The organism is Staphylococcus sp. FSL H8-0121, from assembly GCF_038008425.1.
Taxonomy (GTDB): Bacteria; Bacillota; Bacilli; order Staphylococcales; family Staphylococcaceae; genus Staphylococcus; species Staphylococcus pasteuri.
The window spans coordinates 33,404-53,501 of record NZ_JBBOZB010000005.1 but is presented as its reverse complement, the minus strand read 5'-3'; the positions used below and the strand labels follow the sequence as shown (position 1 = coordinate 53,501).

General features: G+C 30.2%; 21 protein-coding genes and 4 pseudogenes. 3 read left to right on the top strand and 22 right to left on the bottom strand.

The features are described from left to right. Positions 1-33: 33 nt before the first annotated feature. The 6 genes and pseudogenes from LFT63_RS12065 to isaB all read right to left on the bottom strand — a co-directional run. Positions 34-1,077 (bottom strand): glycosyltransferase, encoded by a 1,044-nt coding sequence (locus tag LFT63_RS12065; RefSeq protein WP_017636315.1) that lies wholly within the window; start codon positions 1,075-1,077, stop codon positions 34-36. A 66-nt stretch (positions 1,078-1,143) separates the two neighbouring features. Then, positions 1,144-2,634: a phytoene desaturase family protein gene (locus LFT63_RS12060; RefSeq protein ID WP_017636316.1), complete on the bottom strand. Its 1,491-nt coding sequence runs from the start codon at positions 2,632-2,634 to the stop codon at positions 1,144-1,146. Then, positions 2,635-3,108: a glycosyl-4,4'-diaponeurosporenoate acyltransferase CrtO family protein gene (locus LFT63_RS12055; RefSeq protein ID WP_002467534.1), complete on the bottom strand. Its 474-nt coding sequence runs from the start codon at positions 3,106-3,108 to the stop codon at positions 2,635-2,637. A gap of 4 nt (positions 3,109-3,112) precedes the next feature. Beyond that, a complete protein-coding gene (locus LFT63_RS12050) occupies positions 3,113-3,613 on the bottom strand; it encodes a TspO/MBR family protein (protein ID WP_017636318.1) in 501 nt (166 codons plus the stop codon). 49 nt (positions 3,614-3,662) lie between these two features. Then, entirely contained in the window at positions 3,663-5,162 is a 1,500-nt protein-coding gene (locus tag LFT63_RS12045; protein ID WP_340769417.1) for an NAD(P)H-binding protein, read from the bottom strand. A gap of 445 nt (positions 5,163-5,607) precedes the next feature. Continuing rightward, positions 5,608-5,879: pseudogene (gene isaB, locus LFT63_RS12040) on the bottom strand (immunodominant staphylococcal antigen IsaB family protein); the annotation flags it as partial. Here isaB and LFT63_RS12035 point away from each other — a divergent pair. Further along, a complete protein-coding gene (locus LFT63_RS12035) occupies positions 5,850-6,524 on the top strand; it encodes a DUF5677 domain-containing protein (RefSeq protein ID WP_340769416.1) in 675 nt (224 codons plus the stop codon). The pseudogene isaB and the gene LFT63_RS12035 overlap by 30 nt on opposite strands. A gap of 273 nt (positions 6,525-6,797) precedes the next feature. On the opposite strand, the gene LFT63_RS12030 is transcribed toward LFT63_RS12035, so the two are convergent. The 15 genes and pseudogenes from LFT63_RS12030 to LFT63_RS11960 all read right to left on the bottom strand — a co-directional run. After that, on the bottom strand, positions 6,798-7,025 hold the full coding sequence (locus tag LFT63_RS12030; RefSeq protein WP_340769415.1) for a hypothetical protein: 228 nt from the start codon (positions 7,023-7,025) through the stop codon (positions 6,798-6,800). 182 nt (positions 7,026-7,207) lie between these two features. Then, positions 7,208-7,819 carry a recombinase family protein gene (locus LFT63_RS12025; protein ID WP_340769413.1) on the bottom strand — a complete coding sequence of 204 codons (612 nt, stop codon included), beginning with the start codon at positions 7,817-7,819 and terminating at the stop codon, positions 7,208-7,210. A 130-nt stretch (positions 7,820-7,949) separates the two neighbouring features. Further along, positions 7,950-8,528, bottom strand: coding sequence for a recombinase family protein (locus LFT63_RS12020; protein ID WP_340769411.1), 579 nt, complete (start codon positions 8,526-8,528; stop codon positions 7,950-7,952). Between the two features lie 461 nt (positions 8,529-8,989). Then, the gene (locus LFT63_RS12015; RefSeq protein WP_058703173.1) at positions 8,990-9,310 is read right to left on the bottom strand and encodes a thioredoxin family protein; all 321 of its coding nucleotides are present in this window, start codon (positions 9,308-9,310) and stop codon (positions 8,990-8,992) included. Between the two features lie 61 nt (positions 9,311-9,371). Beyond that, entirely contained in the window at positions 9,372-9,686 is a 315-nt protein-coding gene (gene trxA, locus LFT63_RS12010; protein WP_011152946.1) for a thioredoxin, read from the bottom strand. Positions 9,687-9,743: 57 nt separating this feature from the next. Further along, positions 9,744-9,884, bottom strand: a complete 141-nt coding sequence (locus LFT63_RS12005; RefSeq protein ID WP_340769403.1) for a hypothetical protein — start codon at positions 9,882-9,884, stop codon at positions 9,744-9,746. Between the two features lie 165 nt (positions 9,885-10,049). Next, the gene (locus tag LFT63_RS12000) at positions 10,050-10,709 is read right to left on the bottom strand and encodes a carboxymuconolactone decarboxylase family protein (protein ID WP_011152945.1); all 660 of its coding nucleotides are present in this window, start codon (positions 10,707-10,709) and stop codon (positions 10,050-10,052) included. 208 nt (positions 10,710-10,917) lie between these two features. Next, positions 10,918-11,871 carry a thioredoxin-disulfide reductase gene (gene trxB / locus LFT63_RS11995; RefSeq protein ID WP_011152944.1) on the bottom strand — a complete coding sequence of 318 codons (954 nt, stop codon included), beginning with the start codon at positions 11,869-11,871 and terminating at the stop codon, positions 10,918-10,920. An 82-nt stretch (positions 11,872-11,953) separates the two neighbouring features. Next, positions 11,954-12,526 (bottom strand): TetR/AcrR family transcriptional regulator, encoded by a 573-nt coding sequence (locus LFT63_RS11990; protein WP_011152942.1) that lies wholly within the window; start codon positions 12,524-12,526, stop codon positions 11,954-11,956. Positions 12,527-12,856: 330 nt separating this feature from the next. After that, positions 12,857-14,629 (bottom strand): RNA-directed DNA polymerase, encoded by a 1,773-nt coding sequence (locus LFT63_RS11985; protein WP_340769400.1) that lies wholly within the window; start codon positions 14,627-14,629, stop codon positions 12,857-12,859. A gap of 133 nt (positions 14,630-14,762) precedes the next feature. Beyond that, complete coding sequence (locus LFT63_RS11980; protein ID WP_002497230.1) at positions 14,763-14,864, bottom strand: type I toxin-antitoxin system Fst family toxin; 102 nt, start codon at positions 14,862-14,864, stop codon at positions 14,763-14,765. A 158-nt stretch (positions 14,865-15,022) separates the two neighbouring features. Beyond that, positions 15,023-15,370, bottom strand: coding sequence for an ArsR/SmtB family transcription factor (locus tag LFT63_RS11975; RefSeq protein ID WP_002452612.1), 348 nt, complete (start codon positions 15,368-15,370; stop codon positions 15,023-15,025). An 18-nt stretch (positions 15,371-15,388) separates the two neighbouring features. Further along, the gene (locus LFT63_RS11970; RefSeq protein ID WP_340769397.1) at positions 15,389-16,006 is read right to left on the bottom strand and encodes a CadD family cadmium resistance transporter; all 618 of its coding nucleotides are present in this window, start codon (positions 16,004-16,006) and stop codon (positions 15,389-15,391) included. Positions 16,007-16,378: 372 nt separating this feature from the next. Then, a pseudogene (locus LFT63_RS11965) lies at positions 16,379-16,809 on the bottom strand (universal stress protein). A 31-nt stretch (positions 16,810-16,840) separates the two neighbouring features. Then, positions 16,841-16,975 (bottom strand): annotated as a pseudogene (locus LFT63_RS11960) (winged helix-turn-helix transcriptional regulator); the annotation flags it as partial. 101 nt (positions 16,976-17,076) lie between these two features. On the opposite strand from LFT63_RS11960, the pseudogene hxlA reads away from it, so the two are divergent. Both hxlA and LFT63_RS11950 read left to right on the top strand, forming a co-directional pair. Then, positions 17,077-17,711 (top strand): annotated as a pseudogene (gene hxlA, locus LFT63_RS11955) (3-hexulose-6-phosphate synthase). Between the two features lie 137 nt (positions 17,712-17,848). Then, complete coding sequence (locus LFT63_RS11950; RefSeq protein ID WP_089590041.1) at positions 17,849-18,367, top strand: DJ-1/PfpI/YhbO family deglycase/protease; 519 nt, start codon at positions 17,849-17,851, stop codon at positions 18,365-18,367. Between the two features lie 140 nt (positions 18,368-18,507). Here the strand turns inward: LFT63_RS11950 and LFT63_RS11945 are convergent, their stop codons facing one another. Further along, entirely contained in the window at positions 18,508-20,073 is a 1,566-nt protein-coding gene (locus tag LFT63_RS11945) for a YfcC family protein (RefSeq protein WP_340769391.1), read from the bottom strand. Between the last annotated feature and the right edge of the window lie 25 nt (positions 20,074-20,098).

Here is a 20,098-nt window from a genome sequence, read left to right as displayed (position 1 = left end):
TAGAACTTCTTGACATTTGTATAAAAAACTAACCTATAAATCTATTCTACGGCCTTTCCAATATATACGTTTGAATACATTGATATCTAACAATGATTTAAAAAATATCACGACAAAGCATATGAAGAGCAGTGGATGACATAAACTCGCAACGATATTAAAATTTCCTGTTCTTCGGATAAATATATGAAATTGTATCGTATATATAAAATATAGAGTAATAGCTAATAATATATATAACGAGCCTAAATTAATTGAAAAAATTATCGCTAAAACTGTTGTAAGTGAACCAAATAGCCATAAAAATACAAACGTAAGCGTAGACTTTTTAGTTACTTGAGAGCCAAGTGCAAAGTGTTTACTCCAACCCTCTAATAGCGCTTTATATCCTTGAGCATACATTCTAAAATTCACTACACCTTGGCCTTCATGCAAACTAACTGGCAAACCTTGCTGATTATATGCTTTACTTATTGCAAAGCCTTCAATGATTTGATTTTTAGCTTTCAAATGTCCTTGTGTCAATTTATAATCTTGCTTATTTGTCACAAGGACTGGTCCAAACGCGCCTTGCTCATTATTTGCTGATTTCGTGATCGAAAATTGATTCATACCTACGATTGTCATTAAATTAAAAATCGCCGATATATTTTCATATAGCTTTTTTATCTTGTGATAAGGTTGTATTGACAACAAACCTTTACCACCTTGTAAATCATATTGATTGGCTATATTTTGAATACTATCATCACAAGCAAACTGAACATCAGCATCAACAAACATTAATAAATCATGCGTTGCATATTTGCTACCTTGCCAACAAGCATGTGACTTACCTTGCCATGTAGTATCATTTTCAACAGTATATACGCTCGCACCATAATATCTAGCGACAACTTGTGTCTCATCAGTTGAACCATCATCCATAACAATTACTTCTATTTCTTGCTCTTTACTTATACTGTTAAGTAATTTAGGTAAGTTCTCCGCTTCATTTCTAGCAGGTACAATAACACTGACGGCTGTCTGACCTCTTCCTTTTCCGGAGTTATTTATAATCGCTCGACGCGCATACATACACATTCCACTTATTAGTGATAGTATCGTCAATACTATTGCTATTATATAAAGTATCATTCAGCCTCAACTACTTTCTCCATTAATAATAGCTTCTGCTACTTGCATACCACTCAAAGTAACCATAGGCATACCAGCGCCAGGATTTACAGAACCACCTACAAAGTACAAATTTTTGAAGTACTGACTTTTTTTAGGAAATTTAAAACCTTTATTTTTCTTCTTATTGGATACTACGCCATATATAGCTCCTTTATTAGAATTGTATGTATTTTCTATATCATGTGGTGTCCATACGTCTTCATATACAATGTGCTTTCTCAAATCTTTCAAGCCCATGGACTCTAATTTATCCAATATACGTTCTTGGAATTGCAGATATTCTGCTTCACTAAATGACTTACTCTGAATGTACGGTATGTGTGGCAATATTTTTATATTCTCGTGTCCCTCTGGCGCCTGTGTCTTATCTGTTTTATTTGTATTCACTACATAAATAGTCGGATCTTCAGGCAAAACATACTGGTGAAAAACTTGATCATAATTAACTTTAGAATTACTTGAAAAGAAAAAGTTATGATGTTGAAGCTCTGGATAACTTTTGTCCACACCAAGATGCATGACATAACCTGAACTAGCTGGCTCAAATTTACGTTCCAATTTGTTTATTTGGTTTGCATCAAAATTCAATAAATACTTATAAACAGGGATTACTTCCATATTAGATATAATGTAATCTGCATATATTTCCTTATTACTTTTTATTGTTATCCCTGTCACCTTATTTTGACTATTATAATTGATACGTTTTACAGGGGTGTTAAAATGTATGCCCACACCTAATTTTCTCGCTAATTGTTCCATCGCTTCCGCTAACTTATGAATGCCACCATCTACGTACCACAAACCTTCCTCATGTTGCATTTGAGGTAATAAACTCAATACAGCCGGAGCATCATAAGATGAGGAGCCGACATATTTTATGAAATAACCTAGCATTTCTCTTAAATATGGGTTATCTACCCTTTTATTAATGGCTTGTTGCATTGTATGAAAATAATCAAATTGCTTTAAAGCTGAAAACGGACCATGATAACGAATAATTGCAAACATCGTATCTAATCCCTTACCAAAGTAGCTTTTTTCAGCAACTTGATGTATCTTTTGTGCGTAACTAAAAAACGAAGAAAGTTGCTCTATATCTTTATTTGTTAACGATTCATTATTTGTTAACATATCTTCCATGGATTCATATAAATCTAAAATTTGGCCATCTGGATAAACGTTTCTAATCTGTAAACTTAACTTACGAATGCTAACATAATCTTCTAGCCTTTCATCACATCGTTGAAATAAGCGTTGAAATACTTTAGGCATGGTTAAAATTGATGGACCGAGATCAAATCCATAGTCATCTATGTCTAACCTATTTACCTTTCCACCGATATGCTTATTTTGTTCATATAAATCCACTTGATAGCCTGCTTGAGCCATACAAATTGCGCTAGCAATCCCTCCCAAGCCACCTCCTATGACAACCACTTTCTTATTTCCCATTTAATCACCTTTTCTTTTTTGTAATTTATTATAAATACGTATTAACTTAGGGCGATTATAGCGCTGAACAATCATACAAGGCACATTAGCTATAATGACATATATAAAATTAATTATTTTAACACTTTTTGACGCTTTAAAAAACGCAATAACAGGAAATATGGATAGCAGATGAACCACCTCTGCACGTCTAGTTTCTAATATAAATCGCTGTATATCATTCATATTTTTAGATAGATCGAAAGTCGCTTTACTACTGATATTAGGGTTAAGATTTTGACCGTCTGGCAAATGATCTTTCCAATATTGCACTTTAACTAATTGTTGCCATAATTGACCCTCTTGTTCAATATTCCAACTTCGAAAATACTTATTATCTTTTTCTAAGAACTTATAACTAATACGAGTACCAAGTTGAGCAATAATCATTTGAACTATAAACCAATATAGCGCAATATATATAATCTTTTTCATCAATTTAATGCTCAGATTTCGCTGTATAGCTTGGGTTATCTTTATTTAAATACCAATTACCAGCTGTTAAATAAGTAGCAAAAGTGCTCCAAAGCATATATGGAACTAGTAAAATGCCAGCAACTTTTTTTACATTGAAAAATTTTACAGTTGTTGTAACTACTGCGCCCAGTAATACAACACTCTCTATCAACGCACTAAAGCGTAATTTATATTTGAAGTATAATATCGACCATAGATAATTCAGGCTTAATTGTGAGTAATAAGCACCTTTCAAAGCCTTACTAGTAGATTTATTAGTCACTAATGCATAAGCTACGCCCATCGTTGTATAAAGTATTGGCCACACAATTGGAAAGACATAGCCGGGTGGTGAAAAAGGTGGTTTAACATTATTTTTATAATCTTTTCTCGCATTTTTCACTGCAAATTTTCCTATAAATTTACCACCTGTAATTGGTGTTATAACTTTTATAATTGTTTTAATTATCTCGTTTGCTTTCATAGTTGATCCCCTCTTTTTTTGTAAAAGGAACTAGCCTTTATTTTAGCCGTTACAATTCGGCATTGGACATGTTATTTTTTCTAGCTAAATACTTTTTCACTCCATATACTTTCAAAACAATTGCACCTGTAATAACAATTGGCAAAATAAACTTCTTCATATTAAAGTATTCTCCTTTATTAGTTTTTTGGCTATTAATCTTGAATTTAAAAAGATTCATTACACTTTTATGTACTTTTGCTTGGGTATACTTATATACCCACCAAGGTAACGTCGGTTCATATTCTTGTAACGCTATGATACATGCGTCACTATTAGGTAATCTTCTAAACTCTAATCTCGCATTACCACCATCTGAATCTGAAGCGAAATCTCCACCAACAATTCGATATAAAATTCTCTCATTATTAGAAGCTTTAAAATCTTTACTTAATAATAGTAAGTCCTTATTTAAACACGGCACACTAATCGTAAAGTTATCTTCGTTAAAATCAATATTAACGACATTTAATGTAATTCTATTTAAAAAATTTGCATATGATTCTGCCAATTGAAGCATATTTACATCTTTAGGTAAGACTACCCTTGATATTGCTCTAACATCTTTAATATCGCCCTTACGTGATGACTTCCCTTTCTTTTGTGTCTTAGTTTCTTCTTCCAAGGCATTACGCACACTTTCCTTATAATCAATCTTTCCTATAGAAATGTCTTTCACAATATTTTCATCATTTCTAATCATATCATGAATTAAGCTATCCATTAACGGATAGACCATTTCTTTTGGAACACCTGAAATAAGTTTCACCCAATATTTACTTAGCCAAATGGGAATAATAGGCAAATCTATCGTAGGTAATCGTTTATCTAGTACCTCTGCAGTTTGCTTGAATAGATCTTTATAAGTCATATGACTAGGTCCACCAATATCTATCGATTCGTTCTCATTTGGATTACGCTCTACAATTTTATATAAACCGTCAATCACGTCGTCTATTGCAACTGGCAATGTTATATTATAAGCCCATTTTGGTAGTAACAGGCCAGGTAATCTTTCTACTAATTTTTTTAATATAGGGTAAGAACTTCCTTTAGAACCTATAATCAAACCAGCTCTTAAAGTACTTACTGGTACACCATATGATCCTAAAATCTGTTCGCATTCTAAACGGCTTCTTAAATGTGGTGATAATTCATTTGTATTAGGTATCAAACCACTCATAAATACAATATGCTGAACTTTGTTATAACTTGCGGCTTTAGCAAAATTATCAGCTAATAATGCATCCATATCTTCAAAGCTCGCCTGCGTCAACTTAGCTGAAGGCATCATAGAATGGACAAGATATATAGCGATATCAATATCCTCCATTACCTCAGTGATTTCATTTAAATCAAACAAGTCAGCTGCCTTCCAAGTAACATTTTGTTCATCTGATTTATTTTCTATATTTCTAGAAATAGCTATAATTTCATAGTTATCTTTTAATTTATTCATTAAATGACTACCGATATATCCCGAAGCGCCTGTTAATAATATTTTTTTCATATATTTAGCCTCCAAATAGAAAAAGATGAGCAGGTAAACTTTACCTCAGCTCATCTTTAACTTAACGAGCTCACTTGCTCATTATCTTAATTGACAAGAGCTCCAAGTCTCTTATTTAAAATTTTACCCTTCTTAAAGCTTTTCAATCTTTATTTATAATAATTAATCAATAAATTTATCAAACCACAAGAATTTGACTAAAAAAGGAATAATCTTACTTGCTTTAATGATGTCACTAGTATAAAAATTCTTTATCTTTTCCTGTATAATCTGGAATTAGTACAATATTTGCTTTGGTACTATATAATCACTTTCGATTTAATATATATCTTGATATTATTGAAAAGTATTTGAGCAATTTAAGTTTATTTTTACAATGTATCTACTACAACTTTATATTTTAAAAGTCATCATTTTCTATTTTATACATATATTCTTTGGCTCAGGCTGATGTAGATGTATACTTTGGTTCACCGTAACGATTCAATAATTTTTTTTGCTCACTGACTTACCGTCTAATAAGAAGAAAACACCATTCGTTTTATGATTAGAAACCTCGTAATATGTTGGATCGTGTAAATCTTTATTATTTTTAGCTAATGCATTTTTAGTAATCTTGTGATTATTAATCTTGAAGTTATCAGCTTTTTGAGATGTTTTAAAATTCTTATCTAGAATAAAATTACTTTGATTTGCTGTATAACCACTGTAACTATAAGTAGTGCTAGAACACTATCTAGGAAATTATATGAATTATTACTATATCTGAAATATATATTGGAAACAGATAAGGAATCAAACAAAAGAGCAGAAAGATACTTTTTCTACAATGAATATGAAAAAGTTAAGGTGGTAGTGTCAAATGCAAAAGACGGAGGTTTAAGTCAACAAGAAATAGATAATTTAAAAAGCAAATTGACTAATCTAGAGCAAGTATTTATAGATAGTTTTAAAAATTCAAAAATTAAAGTGAATGATATTAAAGGAATAACAAGATGGTATATGGAAAAAAGTAAGGGTAGTAAGAAAATAGGTACTATTCAACAATTATCCGAATATTTTAAAATGGAATATTATTATCAACATATTTATAGAAACCTATCTAAAGATGTCCATTCTAGGGGACATGATATGAAAGAGACCTTGAATATATTAGGGTATAATGCTCAAATTCAGAATTATAATCAAAAAGCAGATAATGAGGACAAATCATTAACTTCTGAAATAGAGTTATCTGCCTTTACAAATTTTATTGTATTTAAATACATTAAAATATGCTGTGAATTTATAAATAACAAAGTAATATATATAAGTTACGAGGCACCTTTTAGAGAATATCATAATAAGAAGTGGGAGAACTAAGTTTCTATTATATTTACTTAATATTTGACTGATTAGGTTATTAAAAATGTTCATTATTGAGACACAGTTAAAACACATACACAAAGTGTATGTGTTTTTGTTATGCTTATAAAGCTTATATAGAAAGTATAGAAAAATACTAGATAAACAAAAGAACAAACCAAATAAATAACTCAAAGATTTTCATGTAAAAACGATTAAAACACATACATATTATGTATGTGTTTTGTTATACTTATAACTATTAATTAGATATAAAGGACTATTTGAGTGTTAATATATGAGCCTAATTGCTTTTGCTGATAATAGAAGTAGTTCTTTCCTTTCCTCAGTATTATACTCAATAGTTTCTTCCCCTATTTCTTCTAATCTTAGTGCAATAGTACCTAAAGCTGTTGATTTTTCACTTTCATGCCAACCGTCATTGTCATTATCTTCAGAAAAGTATTTAATAATTCCATTGAGTTCATCTTTTTTTCTTTCAAAATCGTTTCCTACCATAGTCATCTCCCTTTTCCACAAGATAATATTCAATACAATTATAACTTTCACTTCATTAAACTAAGATAAACATCGAAACTTCTTGTCAATTCTTGTATAATTATCAATTTCCTATTATTCATAATATTTAATGAGAAATAAAACGCTGTGAGGAACGCTCATTTGCATTGACAATCCATTTATCAAGAAATCAATCCCTTATCATGTTTAATTCTATAAACTGTCTGTCTTGTAATATTAACCTCTTTCGCAATCTTACTAATTGCTTGCCCTTCTTCTAACATTTCAACAACTCGATGATAGATAACACGTTTTTGGGGATCTTTCGCGTTCGGTGAATAAAGCAAAGGACGCCCTTTATATACGCCTTTTTCTTTCGCAACTTGAATCCCTTGCGCTTGTCGACGTTTACTTTCATTTCTCTCTTGTTCTGAAACCATTGCTAATATTTGAATGATTAGATCTTTCATAAATTTATCTAATAATGGATTACCAATCACTTCATTCATCATAGGTAAGCCGGTAATCATTAACTGAACGTCTTTTTCTTTTAAATAATTCACAGTTTCAATAATTTCATCATAGTTACGTCCTAAACGATCAATAGATTCCACAACGAATCGATCTCCCATTCTGACAAAATTGAGAGCTTCTTGAAATATAGGTCTATTTTCCACTGACTTTCCCGATTGTTTCTCTGTAAAGATTTTCTCCACACCAAATGTCTTTAAATTATCCAATTGTCTTTCTAAATTTTGATCTATCGAAGATACTCTTGCATAACCTATAATCATTTATTTTCACTCCGAAATTAATATACACCCTAATCATACGGTTTAATTGCGTTAATTTCAACAGCTTATTTTGTATGGTTAGGGTGTATCCTGTCTGATTTTTTAGCTTTCTTAAAACTTAGTAATATTTTTATTTATCTTTATTTTCTTGGTTATTTAACTTATTGAGATAACGATAGATTGTTGTACGTGAAACTTTCCATTGCTCTGCAATAGTTTTAATTGGTGTTCCATTATCATAAAGTATTTTGAGTAAAGTCAAATCTTGTTTATTTAATTTTTCGGGTCGACCTCCATAGCGTCCTCTAGCACGAGCTGCAATGCGCCCCGCTGAAGAACGTTCTAAAATTAAATTACGTTCAAATTCTGCAAATGCTGCGAATAAATGAAATAACAATTGTCCTGTAGAACTTGATTTATCCATTGTTATATTTTCTTCTAAACTATGAAAACTCACGCCTCGATTATTAAGTTCATTAACTAATGTGATTAAATCTGCCATGTTACGTCCTAGTCTATCTAGTCTCCAAACAACAATCGTATCTCCTGACCTCACAAATTCAATGGCTCTATCTAAACCAGGACGTTTACTTTTTGCTCCACTTATGTGATCGCTAAATATTTTTTCACAACCATATTGATTTAATCGATCTTCCTGCAAATTCAAATTTTGCAAACCAGTTGAAACTCTTGCATAACCTATTTTCAAAATACGAATCTCCTATATGTATTTCCATTGTACCATAACTTAATTCTAACCATATTTATGAACATAGATTTTATGTTGGGTTATTGAACACTAAAATATGTATACTAGCTATATATCTAGACATAAAAAAAGAGTGTACAGAAAATGGGTTATTTTCTGTACACTCGTTTATAAAAATTATTTATATATATGCTTGAGTATTTAAATAATCAAGCATATTAGGATCATAGCTTCTAGCTAAGTGCTCATTGATATGCTCACTCTATCCCTTGACTGTTCGTGTTGAAAATAGTGCTTTGATTGGTCTATTTTTATAATATGATTGCATTTTTTCATCATATTCCTCAATATCCTCAACACTGAAAGGCTCATATTGATTATTGTGCATGACAATATCTTTCGGTAATCATCGATGATATAAATGCTCTCCCAAAGAATTTAGGAGAGCATTTTGACATGTACTAATTTTCAATTTCATTTAATTGTTTAATACGATACTCTAATTCTTCAAAATCAATAATTCTTGCTTGTCGATGCATTTCTTTATTTTTATAAAATAAAATAACAACTGGAGCTGTAAATAGTGATAATTGACCAGCTGCTTCTGGTATCTCATTAACCATAATGTTCAAACTGTTTAAATTATACTTTTTATCTAATGCCTCTACTTTAGGAAAATCAGCATGACAAACACTACAATTTTCAGACATTACATATAATAGTAGCTTATCGTTTCTATCTATTTTGTACAATAAGTCATTATAACTCATCACTTTTTCCATCCTTATAGAGCTCCTTCTAAAGTTATTTTTGTATTATCAATTTCCTCCAATTTAAAATTAACTACAAATATTTAGTTAATACATTTTCTAAATTTGGTTTAGGATTAAAACCAATTAAAGTGTTAACTAACTCACCATCTTTAAAGATTAATAGTGTTGGTATACTCTGAATTTGGTATTTAGCAGCCAAAGCTTTTTCTTCATCTACATCTACTTTTCCAATTATTACTTTACCTTCCAACTCATCACTTAGTTCTTCTAATACAGGTGATTGCATTTGACAAGGCGGACACCAAGTTGCCCAAAAGTCTACAAGTGTTACGCCTTTTTCAATTGTTTTATTAAATGTTTTTTCAGTTACTGTTATTGTTGCCATATCTTTTAAATCTCCTTTTAATTGAATTCAGTTAGTTCTCATTTTCAATTACTAACTCTACTTACGTTTATACTCAGGGTTTATTTGAACTTTACTTTGTATAGTATTTCCTACTACAGAAATTGATAAAGCATCATGCATCAATTCCTCGATTTTTAAACCTTCTATTTCAATATCTACGTTAAAAGTCACATTCAAATTATAAACACCAAGATTTCACTCTTTTATTTCATGATTTTTGTTATTAGCTGATAATATTTAAATTCAAATTTCCTAGATTAAATGGTTGGAATAAAGGTTCGAACTGTTGTTTGTTATTTATAATTTCCTCCTATAATCAATGGGGTATGCCACGTAAGTTATTTATTCATCGTATGCATTTAAGGCATTAACACCATGGGACATTGCAGAACCTGCTTTTAATAACGTTGCTACTAATATTGCTTCCGCAACTTCTTCTTTTGTAACTTTTGCTTTTTTAGCAGATTTAGTATGAATATCGATGCAATATGGACAGCCTGTTGTATGTGCCACTGCAATTGCAATTAATTCTTTTTCTTTAACAGTTAATAGTCCTGCTTTCATTGCTTGTTGATCAAAGTTTATAAATGCTTTAAAACGTTCTCCATCTAATTGTCCAAGTTCTTTCAACCTTTTAAAATAAGAAGCTTTATATAGTTCGTCATCTTCAATTTCGTCATATGCATTTAGCGTATTAACACTATGTGCCATAGCAGAACCAGCTTTTAATGCAGTTGCTACCATAATTGATTCAGCCATTTCTTCTTTTGTACCACCTAATTTTTTAAACTGCTTAACATGGTGATCAATACAATGTGGACAGCCTGTTGTATGTGCTACTGCTATTGAGATAACCTCTTTAAACTTTTTACTTAAATGACCTTCTGATAAAACTTGATGATCAAATTCTATAAAGCTTTTAAAAGAATCATGAGAAAGTTTTGTGAATTCAACCAATCTTTTTGTATGGGACCTCTTGTATAAACTATCATTTTGTAACATTTCAAAAACTCCCTTAATTGTATACCTACTAGTTGGTACAATTATTTTAAAGCTAAATCTTTTTATGTGTTATTTTCAATTGTTGTGCTTCTCCTCGGTAGATTATTATAGTTCCTAATACAAAATACCTACCGGTCGGTACATAAAATACAATAACTTATTCTAAATTTAAAAGCAATAAATTAGTCTTTCATTTTAAAAATAAGGATTAAATAGATAGTATCTCACTTTGATCATTTAAATGTTCAATATAAGCAATGGCACTTTGTGCAGCAATACTACCATCACCCGTAGCTGTTACGATTTGACGTAAGCCTTTATCACGCACATCACCAGCTGCATAGATACCAGATACTTTTGTGCTCATATCTTCATTTGTTTCGATATAACCTACGTCGTTTGTAATACCTAAGTCTAAGAATGGTGTTGTTAATGGTTTCATACCGATATAGATGAACACACCATCTGCATCTAATGTTTGTTCAGAACCATCTTTTGTTGATTCTAACGTTACAGATCCTACTTTGCCATCTTTATCATTAATTGTTTTTAATGTGTGGCTCCAAATAAAGTCGATTTTATCATTTTTAAATGCACGATCTTGTAGGATTTTCTGTGCACGTAATTCTTCTCTACGGTGAACAATAGTTACATTATCAGCAAATTTCGTTAAGAATGTTCCTTCTTCAACTGCAGAATCTCCGCCGCCGATAACGAATAATTTTTTCCCTTTAAAGAATGCACCATCACATACAGCACAATAACTTACACCACGGCCACCAAGGTCTTGTTCGCCTGGTACACCAATTTTTTTATATTCAGCACCCGTTGAAATAATCACTGCGCGTGCTGTTATTTCTTTATTTCCAAGGTTGATGACTTTGTAGTCACCTTTATCTTCAACTGACTTGATATCACCATATTGATATTGAGCACCAAATTTTTTCGCGTGTTCAAACATTTTTGTTGATAAATCTGGTCCTGTGACCATTTCAAAACCAGGGAAGTTTTCAACTTCTTCTGTATTTGCCATTTGACCGCCTGGCATACCACGTTCAATCATTACAGTACTTAAGTTTGCACGTGATACATAAACAGCAGCTGTCATACCTGCTGGTCCAGCGCCAATAATTGCAACATCAAAATCCACTTGTTCAGCCATTTATATTGCCTCCATTCATTAAATGATTTTTCATATTATCTGAATGTCAAAATTTAACAATCGATAATATGAAAATGATAAATTATGATAAATTATATTGCCATTTTATAATTTCAATCACATTTTTTAAATATTCAACGCTCTTTTGTACTTTAGTCAACATAATTGCACCTTCAATAGCTGAAAAAATAGCCTGCGCATGTTTTTCTGTATCTAAGTTTTCTATAAACTGTTGTTCTTTCAAGCGATCAAGATTTTCTTTCATTGAAAGTATCCATTTATCAATAAATACTTGTATTTTTTCTCTGAAAATCTCGTCATGTTCACTCATTTCAATTGCAAGATTTCCCACAGGACATCCAGCTTTTGAATTCATATCATCATGATATTTAAAGGTCCAGTCTAGCATAGCATTTAAATTCTCTTTAGGATTTTCACTTTTATGAAGTTTATTGTTTATTAGTTGTTCAGTCCAATCTTCAACTAAATCGTCTATTACTGCTAAACCTAAATCTCTCTTAGAGGAAAAGTAATAGTAAAATTGTCCTTTTCCAATATCAGCAGCATTTAATATGTCGCTGATAGAAGTAGCCTTGTAACCTTTTGAATGTATAACTTCACGGGCAATTGTTAATATCTCAAGTTTTTTTGACATAACTACTTACCACCTTATTACTAAAAGAAAGTATGATACTTACTTTTTATTTTTAAACCTACCGGTCGGTACAAAAAATATAATAACTCTTTCTAAACTAAAAATCAACCCATAAGTCTAGTATTCATAATTAAACAAGAATCAAATTTTATATTAGTAATAATATCTTATTAGCCAATCTTAAAGCAGTGAGTGTACTGCGCTTTCTCATTTATTAAGTAAAATTATTCTCATATACCAAGTACAGTGACAGTTGTTATAAATTCAACAACTGTGTCTGTATGATTAGGGTGTACTCAAATAATACAAAAGTAAATTTAATATAATTAATTATATTAGATTTACATGTTTTAAATCTATGAGTGGTACTTTTTCTTCTAATAATTCATTAAAAAATTCATCTACATCATCTTTTGAATTAATATAATTCCAGTTTAAATCGCTCTTATATCCTTTTTGATTTGACTCATATTTTTGACTCTTGCAATAACTATTAATTTCTTTTTTAGAAATCACATTTTCTTTTATTAAATAATAAATAAAGTATCTGAAATACCATAAATTTTGCGACATTACACCTACTGTTGTAGGATAATCATCCTTAGAATTTTTAAATAGATTATCGATTTTTTTTAATAATTTTTCTATTTTCCAAGGCTTTCTTAGATATATTATTGTCAATAACGATAAAGATAAGTTATCTGTATTTTCATTTAGTAAATTCAAAACATCATTTTTTAAAAGAATATCTACATCATATTCAACAATATAAACAAGAATTTGGTATGTTTCTTGATGATAATTATTTTTATTATAAAATACTAATAAACTTCTAATTTCTTCACTTCTATTTTTAAAATACTGTTTAACTTGTTTTGAGACTAATTTTTCATCGTCCATTTTAATAGTCAAATAGTTTAATAAAGATAGACATCTATTTGTTAATTTAGAGTCCTTTAGTGATAAATCTAATATGAATTGCAAGATATTGAATTTAGTAATATTATTTCTATATCCAAATATCTTACTTATTTGATGTTTATTTATTTTTTTCTTCTTCAAAGTATTTTCTATTACTGGGAAAATACTTTTTATTGCGCCTTTATTTCCTTTTCTTTCTTCATTTATACATAAATCAATAAAGTTCTTAATACCTATAATCCAAGTTTCATCCTTACTATTTGACGAATAATTTTTGAAATAATTAAATATAAAGTCCTTATTTTGTGGATGTATATATGGAAAATCATTTACTTCAGTTTTCTTGTCATTGATTTTTAATTCATATTTCATACATAGTTTGTTAAAATCTCTGTAAAATTTATCTTTCTCTTCTTCAAAATTAAATGAGAATGATATGTCATCCACGTATCTCGCATATCTATATCCTTTATTTTCCATTTCAGAATCAATATAACACATATATAATTCACTAATAATACGACTTAATATGTTGCCAGTAGGTATTCCATGAGTTTGATCATATTGACAGGATGTGATTAATTTATCTAATTGATTTGAAAAACCCTTATTTCTTTCTTTTTTAGCATTCTTCTTTCCCATTATTACCCAAGGTATGCTATGTGTATAAAGAGAATGATAAAAATTAGATAAATCAACATTTAATATATGATTACCACCGTAAAGTAAAGTCTTTTTTAGATTATCAGTAAATTTAAAATCAAAATCTAGAAGTGAAAAAAATTTAGATGTTGAAAATTTATTGGTTAGAAAAACCTCTTTAAATTCTTTTTTATTTTTTTGCATGAAAAACATCAAATTTAAATAGCTATAAATATTAGGAATCTTATATTCTCTTCTTGATGTATTATTTTTCGGAATAGTAAATATTATTGGTTCAGTACTACGTATTTTTTTGTCATTAAAAAATTTTTTAATGTAAAATGGATTATAATTAACATATTCTGCTAATTTACTCATATTAAATATTTTTAAATAAAATGCATCTGATTTACCATAGCTGTTTAATTCTGTTAAATCTTGATTATTTTTAGGAGTAATATCAAAATAACCATAATTAATTAAAAAATTAGTACTAAATAGATCATCGTACAATCTTTCCATTCTTTTTTTACTCTTCATAGCCTTTCTCCTACCTTTGCATTCCTCTACCAGCCAGTGTTATAATCTACTTAACAAAGTTATTAAGCATAATTCACCAAATCCCCTCACTATCGGAAGTAGTGAGGGGATTTTTAGGTGTGGCTATAGTCGCCTATTTTTTCTTATCGTTGCGATTGCGTAGCCAATGCGCAAATAATGCGACGATACAACCACTCGCTGCTGTGGTCATGATGTGAACAAAGTTATCAAGCATAATTACACCTCCTCTCTACGTCTAGATTGACGCCTGAGAGATAGGCGACCTGTATATTATATCATCTGTACTAGATGAGTTACATATAACTTCCGATAAGTCATTTTATGTTATATCTTTGCTTATTTTTATAGTATCAAGACAAGAAGAAACTCGTTTCAAAAACCCTTCTGATTTTTAGAGAAAAACTCTCTTATTTCATCGTCTTTAATAAAATAATATGCCATCTTTCCATCTTTATAAAAATCAAGCACCTCATTTTTATATAAAAGTCTTAAATGATGTGAAGTTGAAGCAATACTCATTTTCAATATCAAAGAAATATCACAAACACACAACTCATCTTCTTTAATCAAAGATAATATGATTTTCAATTTTTTCTCATCACAAATTTTTTCTAAAATGTTAAGTAATTTCTTAGATTTATCATCTTCTAAAAAACTTAAAGCATTGTTAACTTTATCCTCATGTACACAAATCACATCACAAGCATTTTCATAGCTCATATAAAATCACACCCTAAATTAAAATATAAATCCTAAAATTGTTCCAATAGTGTTATTTTCAATAATAATGAATAAACCTAAAGCTATGTAAATAACAGCCATAATCCAACGACTAAATTTCTCAACAATTTCTCCAACTCCTGGAATATTAGCTAATTTTTGTGCAATAAATACCAATAAGAAAATTAAAATTAAAAAGACAAACAAAGTAATTAATAAATCAGTAACACTTAATGTCACAAAATACGGAACAAATAAACCAATATTATCAGCACCACAACTTGCTATCGTAACAATTGCAACCGTACCAACTAATTTAGACAATCCTTTTTCATTCAATTCTTTTTTAGCTCTCTTTTCTCCTTCACAATCATCATAAATAGCTACTTTAATTCCTAAATAAATGGGTATTAACCCTAATAATCCTAATATCCATTTTTCAGGAACATAATTTAAGACAAAGGCAAAGAATAAACTTACGACAATCAATGTCACAGATCCTACATATTGACCAATATAAATATCTCTATATTCTTTTCTAGTCTTTGCTCTAGCAAAAAATATTAATAAAATCACTAATAAATCTACTGCTGTCGCAATATAAAGAATAGCAGCAGTTACAATAGTCTGAATCATAATTACACCTCATTCAAAAATATTTTTGAATATATTATAACTTATATTTTCAAGTAATCATAGATGCTTTATTCCAATTGCTTTATTGACGTTGAGCCTCGGAACCCTTAACAATCCCTAAACTTGTCGAATGGTCGATTTAATAGCTCACGCTATACCGACATTCGTCTGCAAGTTTAGTTAAGGGTTCTTCTCAACTTCAATAAATTTTCTCGGCATAAATGCGTGTCTAATCTTTTTTAGAACGACTAATCAAAAAATAATCTAAAAAATCACAAACCAAAATTAAAAAATAAAAAAGCCTAAATACTCTCTCGATTTGTGAGAAAGTATTTAGGCTTTTTGAATTAATAAATTTCTTACTTCTTATGTTTATTTAACAATTAGTACTGGGACAGAACTTCTTTTAGCAATCTTATGTGTAACATCTCCTAAAACATGTTTAATATTCAAATCGACTCTATGATTACTCATAATTACTAAATCAAATTCACCATTATTTATATCTCCAGAAGTAATTTTTTCTAAGATTGTATCTTTAATATGCCCAAAATCTACATCTATTTTATATTGAATATCTCTTTTTTCTAATTCACGTAAAAATGGAGTAAGTTTTTTTTCTTTTTCTCTAATAATATCTTTTTTATGCTTATTATAATATTTGACACTAATTGCAAGATCATTTTCTGTTACAACGTGATAAATTACACAACTGAATCTTCATCGGTGACTTTTTCTAAATAGTCAGGGATAGCACTAAAATCATTTTCGAAATCATAGGGTAATAATATATTTTTGAACATCTACACCAGCCTCCTATTACTTATATATACATTGTAATTCACTCAATCTTAAACGATTATTTTGCAAAAGGTGGTAAACAATGGCAATTTTCCATCTTCCACCAATTACAGACAGGGCTAAATCTTTTGAAGTATAAAATTCTTTATTATTATATTCAATTAACACAAGGAATCCTCCATTTTCATATAGTGACAAAAATGTCAGTATTGTTATTAGAAACAACTAATACCATAATAACATTATAAAAGATAGAGGGGAGAAATTTAATGAAATTACGATTAGCAATTGATTTATTAAATCAAAAAGAAGCAGCAAAGCTTGCTCAATAAGTAGAAAAATTTATTGATACCTTAGAAATTGGAATACCCATTGTTATAAATGAAGGACTATCTGTCGTTGAATATATGAGTAAGTCAGTTAATAATGCACAAGTATTAGCTGATTTAAAAATTATGGGTGCTGCTGGATATGAAGTAAGTCAAGTAGTAAAATTTGGGGCTGATATTGTGACAATTCTTGGTGTTTCTAAGGATGCTTCAATTAAAAGTACTATTGATGAAGCTCACAATAATGGTAAAGAATTATTAGTTGATATGATTGCGTTCAAAATTTAGAACAACGTACAACAGAATTAGATGAAATGGATGCTGATTATATTGCGGTGAATACGGGTTATGATTTACAAGCTAAAGGTGCTTCGCCTTTAGAAAGTTTACGTACTGTTAAATCAGTTATTTCAAATTGAAAAGTAGCTGTAACAGGTGGAATCAAACCAGATACAATTAAAACAGTTGCAGCTGAAAAATCAGATTTAATTATTGTTGGCGGTGGCATCGCAAACGCTGACGATCCCAAAGCTGCGGTTAAACAATGTCGTGATATAATAGATTTATATTCTTAATTATTTCTAATTTATATTGGAGAAAAAACATATGTCATTTGGAAGACAAATATAAAACTGCATATGTTTAAACTTCCTCTTTCTAGTGTATATAGTATTTAGATTTAAAAATTATAATTGAAAGGAATTGGTATATTATGACTAAAAAAGTAGCAATCATTTTAGCAGATGAATTTGAAGATATAGAATTAACTAGTCCGAAAGAAGCATTAGAAAACGCTGGCTTTGAGACTGAAGTTATTGGTGATGCAGAAAAACATGAAGTTGTTGGTAAACATGGTGAAAAAGTAACCGTAGATGTTAGTATTTCAGATGCAAAACCAGAAAATTATGATGCATTATTAATCCCTGGTGGATTTTCACCTGACCATTTACGTGGTGATGAAGAAGGCCGATATGGTACATTTACTAAGTATTTCACTCAAAATGATGTACCAACATTTGCAATATGTCATGGCCCACTATTGTTAGTTGATACTGATGATTTAAATGGACGTACAATAACTGGTGTTATCAATGTACGTAAAGATTTATCTAACGCGGGAGCACACGTTGTTGACGAATCAGTTGTAGTAGACAACAATATTGTAACAAGTCGTGTACCAGATGATTTAGATGATTTCAACAGAGAAATTATTAAACAATTAGAAGCATAATTTTGTAATTTGTAATATTAATAAACATTCATTATCTTAGTAACTATCGAAAAATTTTATAAAATTTTTCGATAGTTTTTTATTTGAGACATTATATGAATAGAAAAATAACATAAAATTAATTTAAAAAGATGTTTATATTAATGTAATAAAATTTGTGTGACTAACATGCCACCACCAAATACAAGTACAAAGACGACAACAGGCCATACAAAACGGAACCAGTGAGAATAACGCATATTAAGCATTTGTAATGTTGCCATGACTAAACCTGTTGGTGCTAAGAATAGCATTGCATATTGTCCAAATTGATATGCAGATACAATAGTATATCTAGGAATACCTACTGTATCAGCTAGTGGTGCGAAAATGGGCATCGCTAACACAGCTAATCCAGATGATGATGGAATAATAAATCCTAGGAAGAAGAAGATAAATAATAAAGCGATTATAAATAATGGACCTTGAATATGTTCTACGAGTGAAGAAGAAAAATGTAAAATTGTATCTGAAATGCGACCATTATTTAATACTAAGTTAATACCACGTGCTAATCCGATAATGAGTGATACCCCAACTAAACTGGAAGCACCTTTGACAAATTCATCTACGACACCTTGTTCACCTAAACCTTTATGACCAGTTGCAGTGAGTAGCATGATAATAATGGTAAAGATAAGGAATGCAGAAGCCATTGTTGGGAACCACCAACCTTGTGACATCACACCCCATACCATGACTGGGAAAGGTATCACAAAGAGTAGTAAAATTAATTTTTTACGCATTGTAAATGATTGTTGTGTGGTATCGTGTTGCATCACAGACCATTGTTGATCAAATTCGTCTTTGTCTTCGTAACTATAAGACGCGGTAGGGTCTTTTTTAATTTTTTTACTATACCAATAGAGGTAACCAATAACAAATAGTGCACCGATAATACAACCAGCAATACGCCAATACAAACCTTCAGTAAATGTAGTGCCGGCCGCATTAGATGCGATAACTACTGAGAATGGATTGATCGTAGAGAATGTTGAGCCCATCGAACTTGCTAAAAAGATAGCCCCCACACAAACAATAGAGTCATAACCCATAGCTAAAAAGATAGGGACAAGTATAGGATAGAAAGCCACAGCCTCTTCCTCAATACCACACAAGGTACCACCAAGAACCATTAATATAGATACAAAGAAGATTAATAAAAATTCTCTACCTTTGGTCTTTTTAGTTAGTGCTAGTAAGCCAGATTCAAAGGCACCACTAGCTTGAACGACACCAATTAAACCACCGAGTACTAAAATGAATACCATAATATCAGCTGCTTCAATCGTACCATTTACCATACTACTCGTAATATCAGACAAATGAGCTGGGTGTTGATCTAAACGCTCATACGTATTGGGAATGGATACAGGTTTATTAATGGCACCTGAAGTAAATTGATCAATATCAATTTTGACACTCATCTTATCTAGTTCATGTTGTGTAGCTTTGTGTGTTTCAACTTTACCTTGCGGACTTTCGACCTTTAATACATGATCATCATAAGATAATTTAGAGTAAGAACCTGCAGGAATCATCCAAGTTGCTAAAACAGCTAAAATCGTTAAGATGAATAAAATTGCAAATGCACCAGGCATTTTTAACTTAAACTTTCTCTTAGGTGAAGATGAATGCTTATCTTTATTTATTTGTTTTGATTTCATAAAATATCTCCTTTAGCAAAGTATA

Excerpts from the sequence above, each read along its gene's own strand:
- LFT63_RS12050 (WP_017636318.1), bottom strand. The coding sequence starts at position 3,613 with ATGAAAGCAAACGAGATAATTAAAACAATTATAAAAGTTATAACACCA.
- LFT63_RS12025 (WP_340769413.1), bottom strand. The coding sequence starts at position 7,819 with ATGATTATAGGTTATGCAAGAGTATCTTCGATAGATCAAAATTTAGAA.
- LFT63_RS11990 (WP_011152942.1), bottom strand. The coding sequence starts at position 12,526 with ATGTCAAAAAAACTTGAGATATTAACAATTGCCCGTGAAGTTATACAT.
- LFT63_RS11985 (WP_340769400.1), bottom strand. The coding sequence starts at position 14,629 with ATGAAGAGTAAAAAAAGAATGGAAAGATTGTACGATGATCTATTTAGT.
- LFT63_RS12055 (WP_002467534.1), bottom strand. The coding sequence starts at position 3,108 with ATGAAAAAGATTATATATATTGCGCTATATTGGTTTATAGTTCAAATG.
- LFT63_RS11970 (WP_340769397.1), bottom strand. The coding sequence starts at position 16,006 with ATGATTCAGACTATTGTAACTGCTGCTATTCTTTATATTGCGACAGCA.
- LFT63_RS12000 (WP_011152945.1), bottom strand. The coding sequence starts at position 10,709 with ATGTTACAAAATGATAGTTTATACAAGAGGTCCCATACAAAAAGATTG.
- LFT63_RS11975 (WP_002452612.1), bottom strand. The coding sequence starts at position 15,370 with ATGAGCTATGAAAATGCTTGTGATGTGATTTGTGTACATGAGGATAAA.
- LFT63_RS12065 (WP_017636315.1), bottom strand. The coding sequence starts at position 1,077 with ATGTATGCGCGTCGAGCGATTATAAATAACTCCGGAAAAGGAAGAGGT.
- trxA (WP_011152946.1), bottom strand. The coding sequence starts at position 9,686 with ATGGCAACAATAACAGTAACTGAAAAAACATTTAATAAAACAATTGAA.
- LFT63_RS11980 (WP_002497230.1), bottom strand. The coding sequence starts at position 14,864 with ATGCTTGATAACTTTGTTCACATCATGACCACAGCAGCGAGTGGTTGT.
- LFT63_RS12060 (WP_017636316.1), bottom strand. The coding sequence starts at position 2,634 with ATGGGAAATAAGAAAGTGGTTGTCATAGGAGGTGGCTTGGGAGGGATT.
- LFT63_RS11945 (WP_340769391.1), bottom strand. The coding sequence starts at position 20,073 with ATGAAATCAAAACAAATAAATAAAGATAAGCATTCATCTTCACCTAAG.
- LFT63_RS12045 (WP_340769417.1), bottom strand. The coding sequence starts at position 5,162 with ATGAAAAAAATATTATTAACAGGCGCTTCGGGATATATCGGTAGTCAT.
- LFT63_RS12015 (WP_058703173.1), bottom strand. The coding sequence starts at position 9,310 with ATGGAAAAAGTGATGAGTTATAATGACTTATTGTACAAAATAGATAGA.
- trxB (WP_011152944.1), bottom strand. The coding sequence starts at position 11,871 with ATGGCTGAACAAGTGGATTTTGATGTTGCAATTATTGGCGCTGGACCA.
- LFT63_RS12030 (WP_340769415.1), bottom strand. The coding sequence starts at position 7,025 with ATGGTAGGAAACGATTTTGAAAGAAAAAAAGATGAACTCAATGGAATT.
- LFT63_RS11950 (WP_089590041.1), top strand. The coding sequence starts at position 17,849 with ATGACTAAAAAAGTAGCAATCATTTTAGCAGATGAATTTGAAGATATA.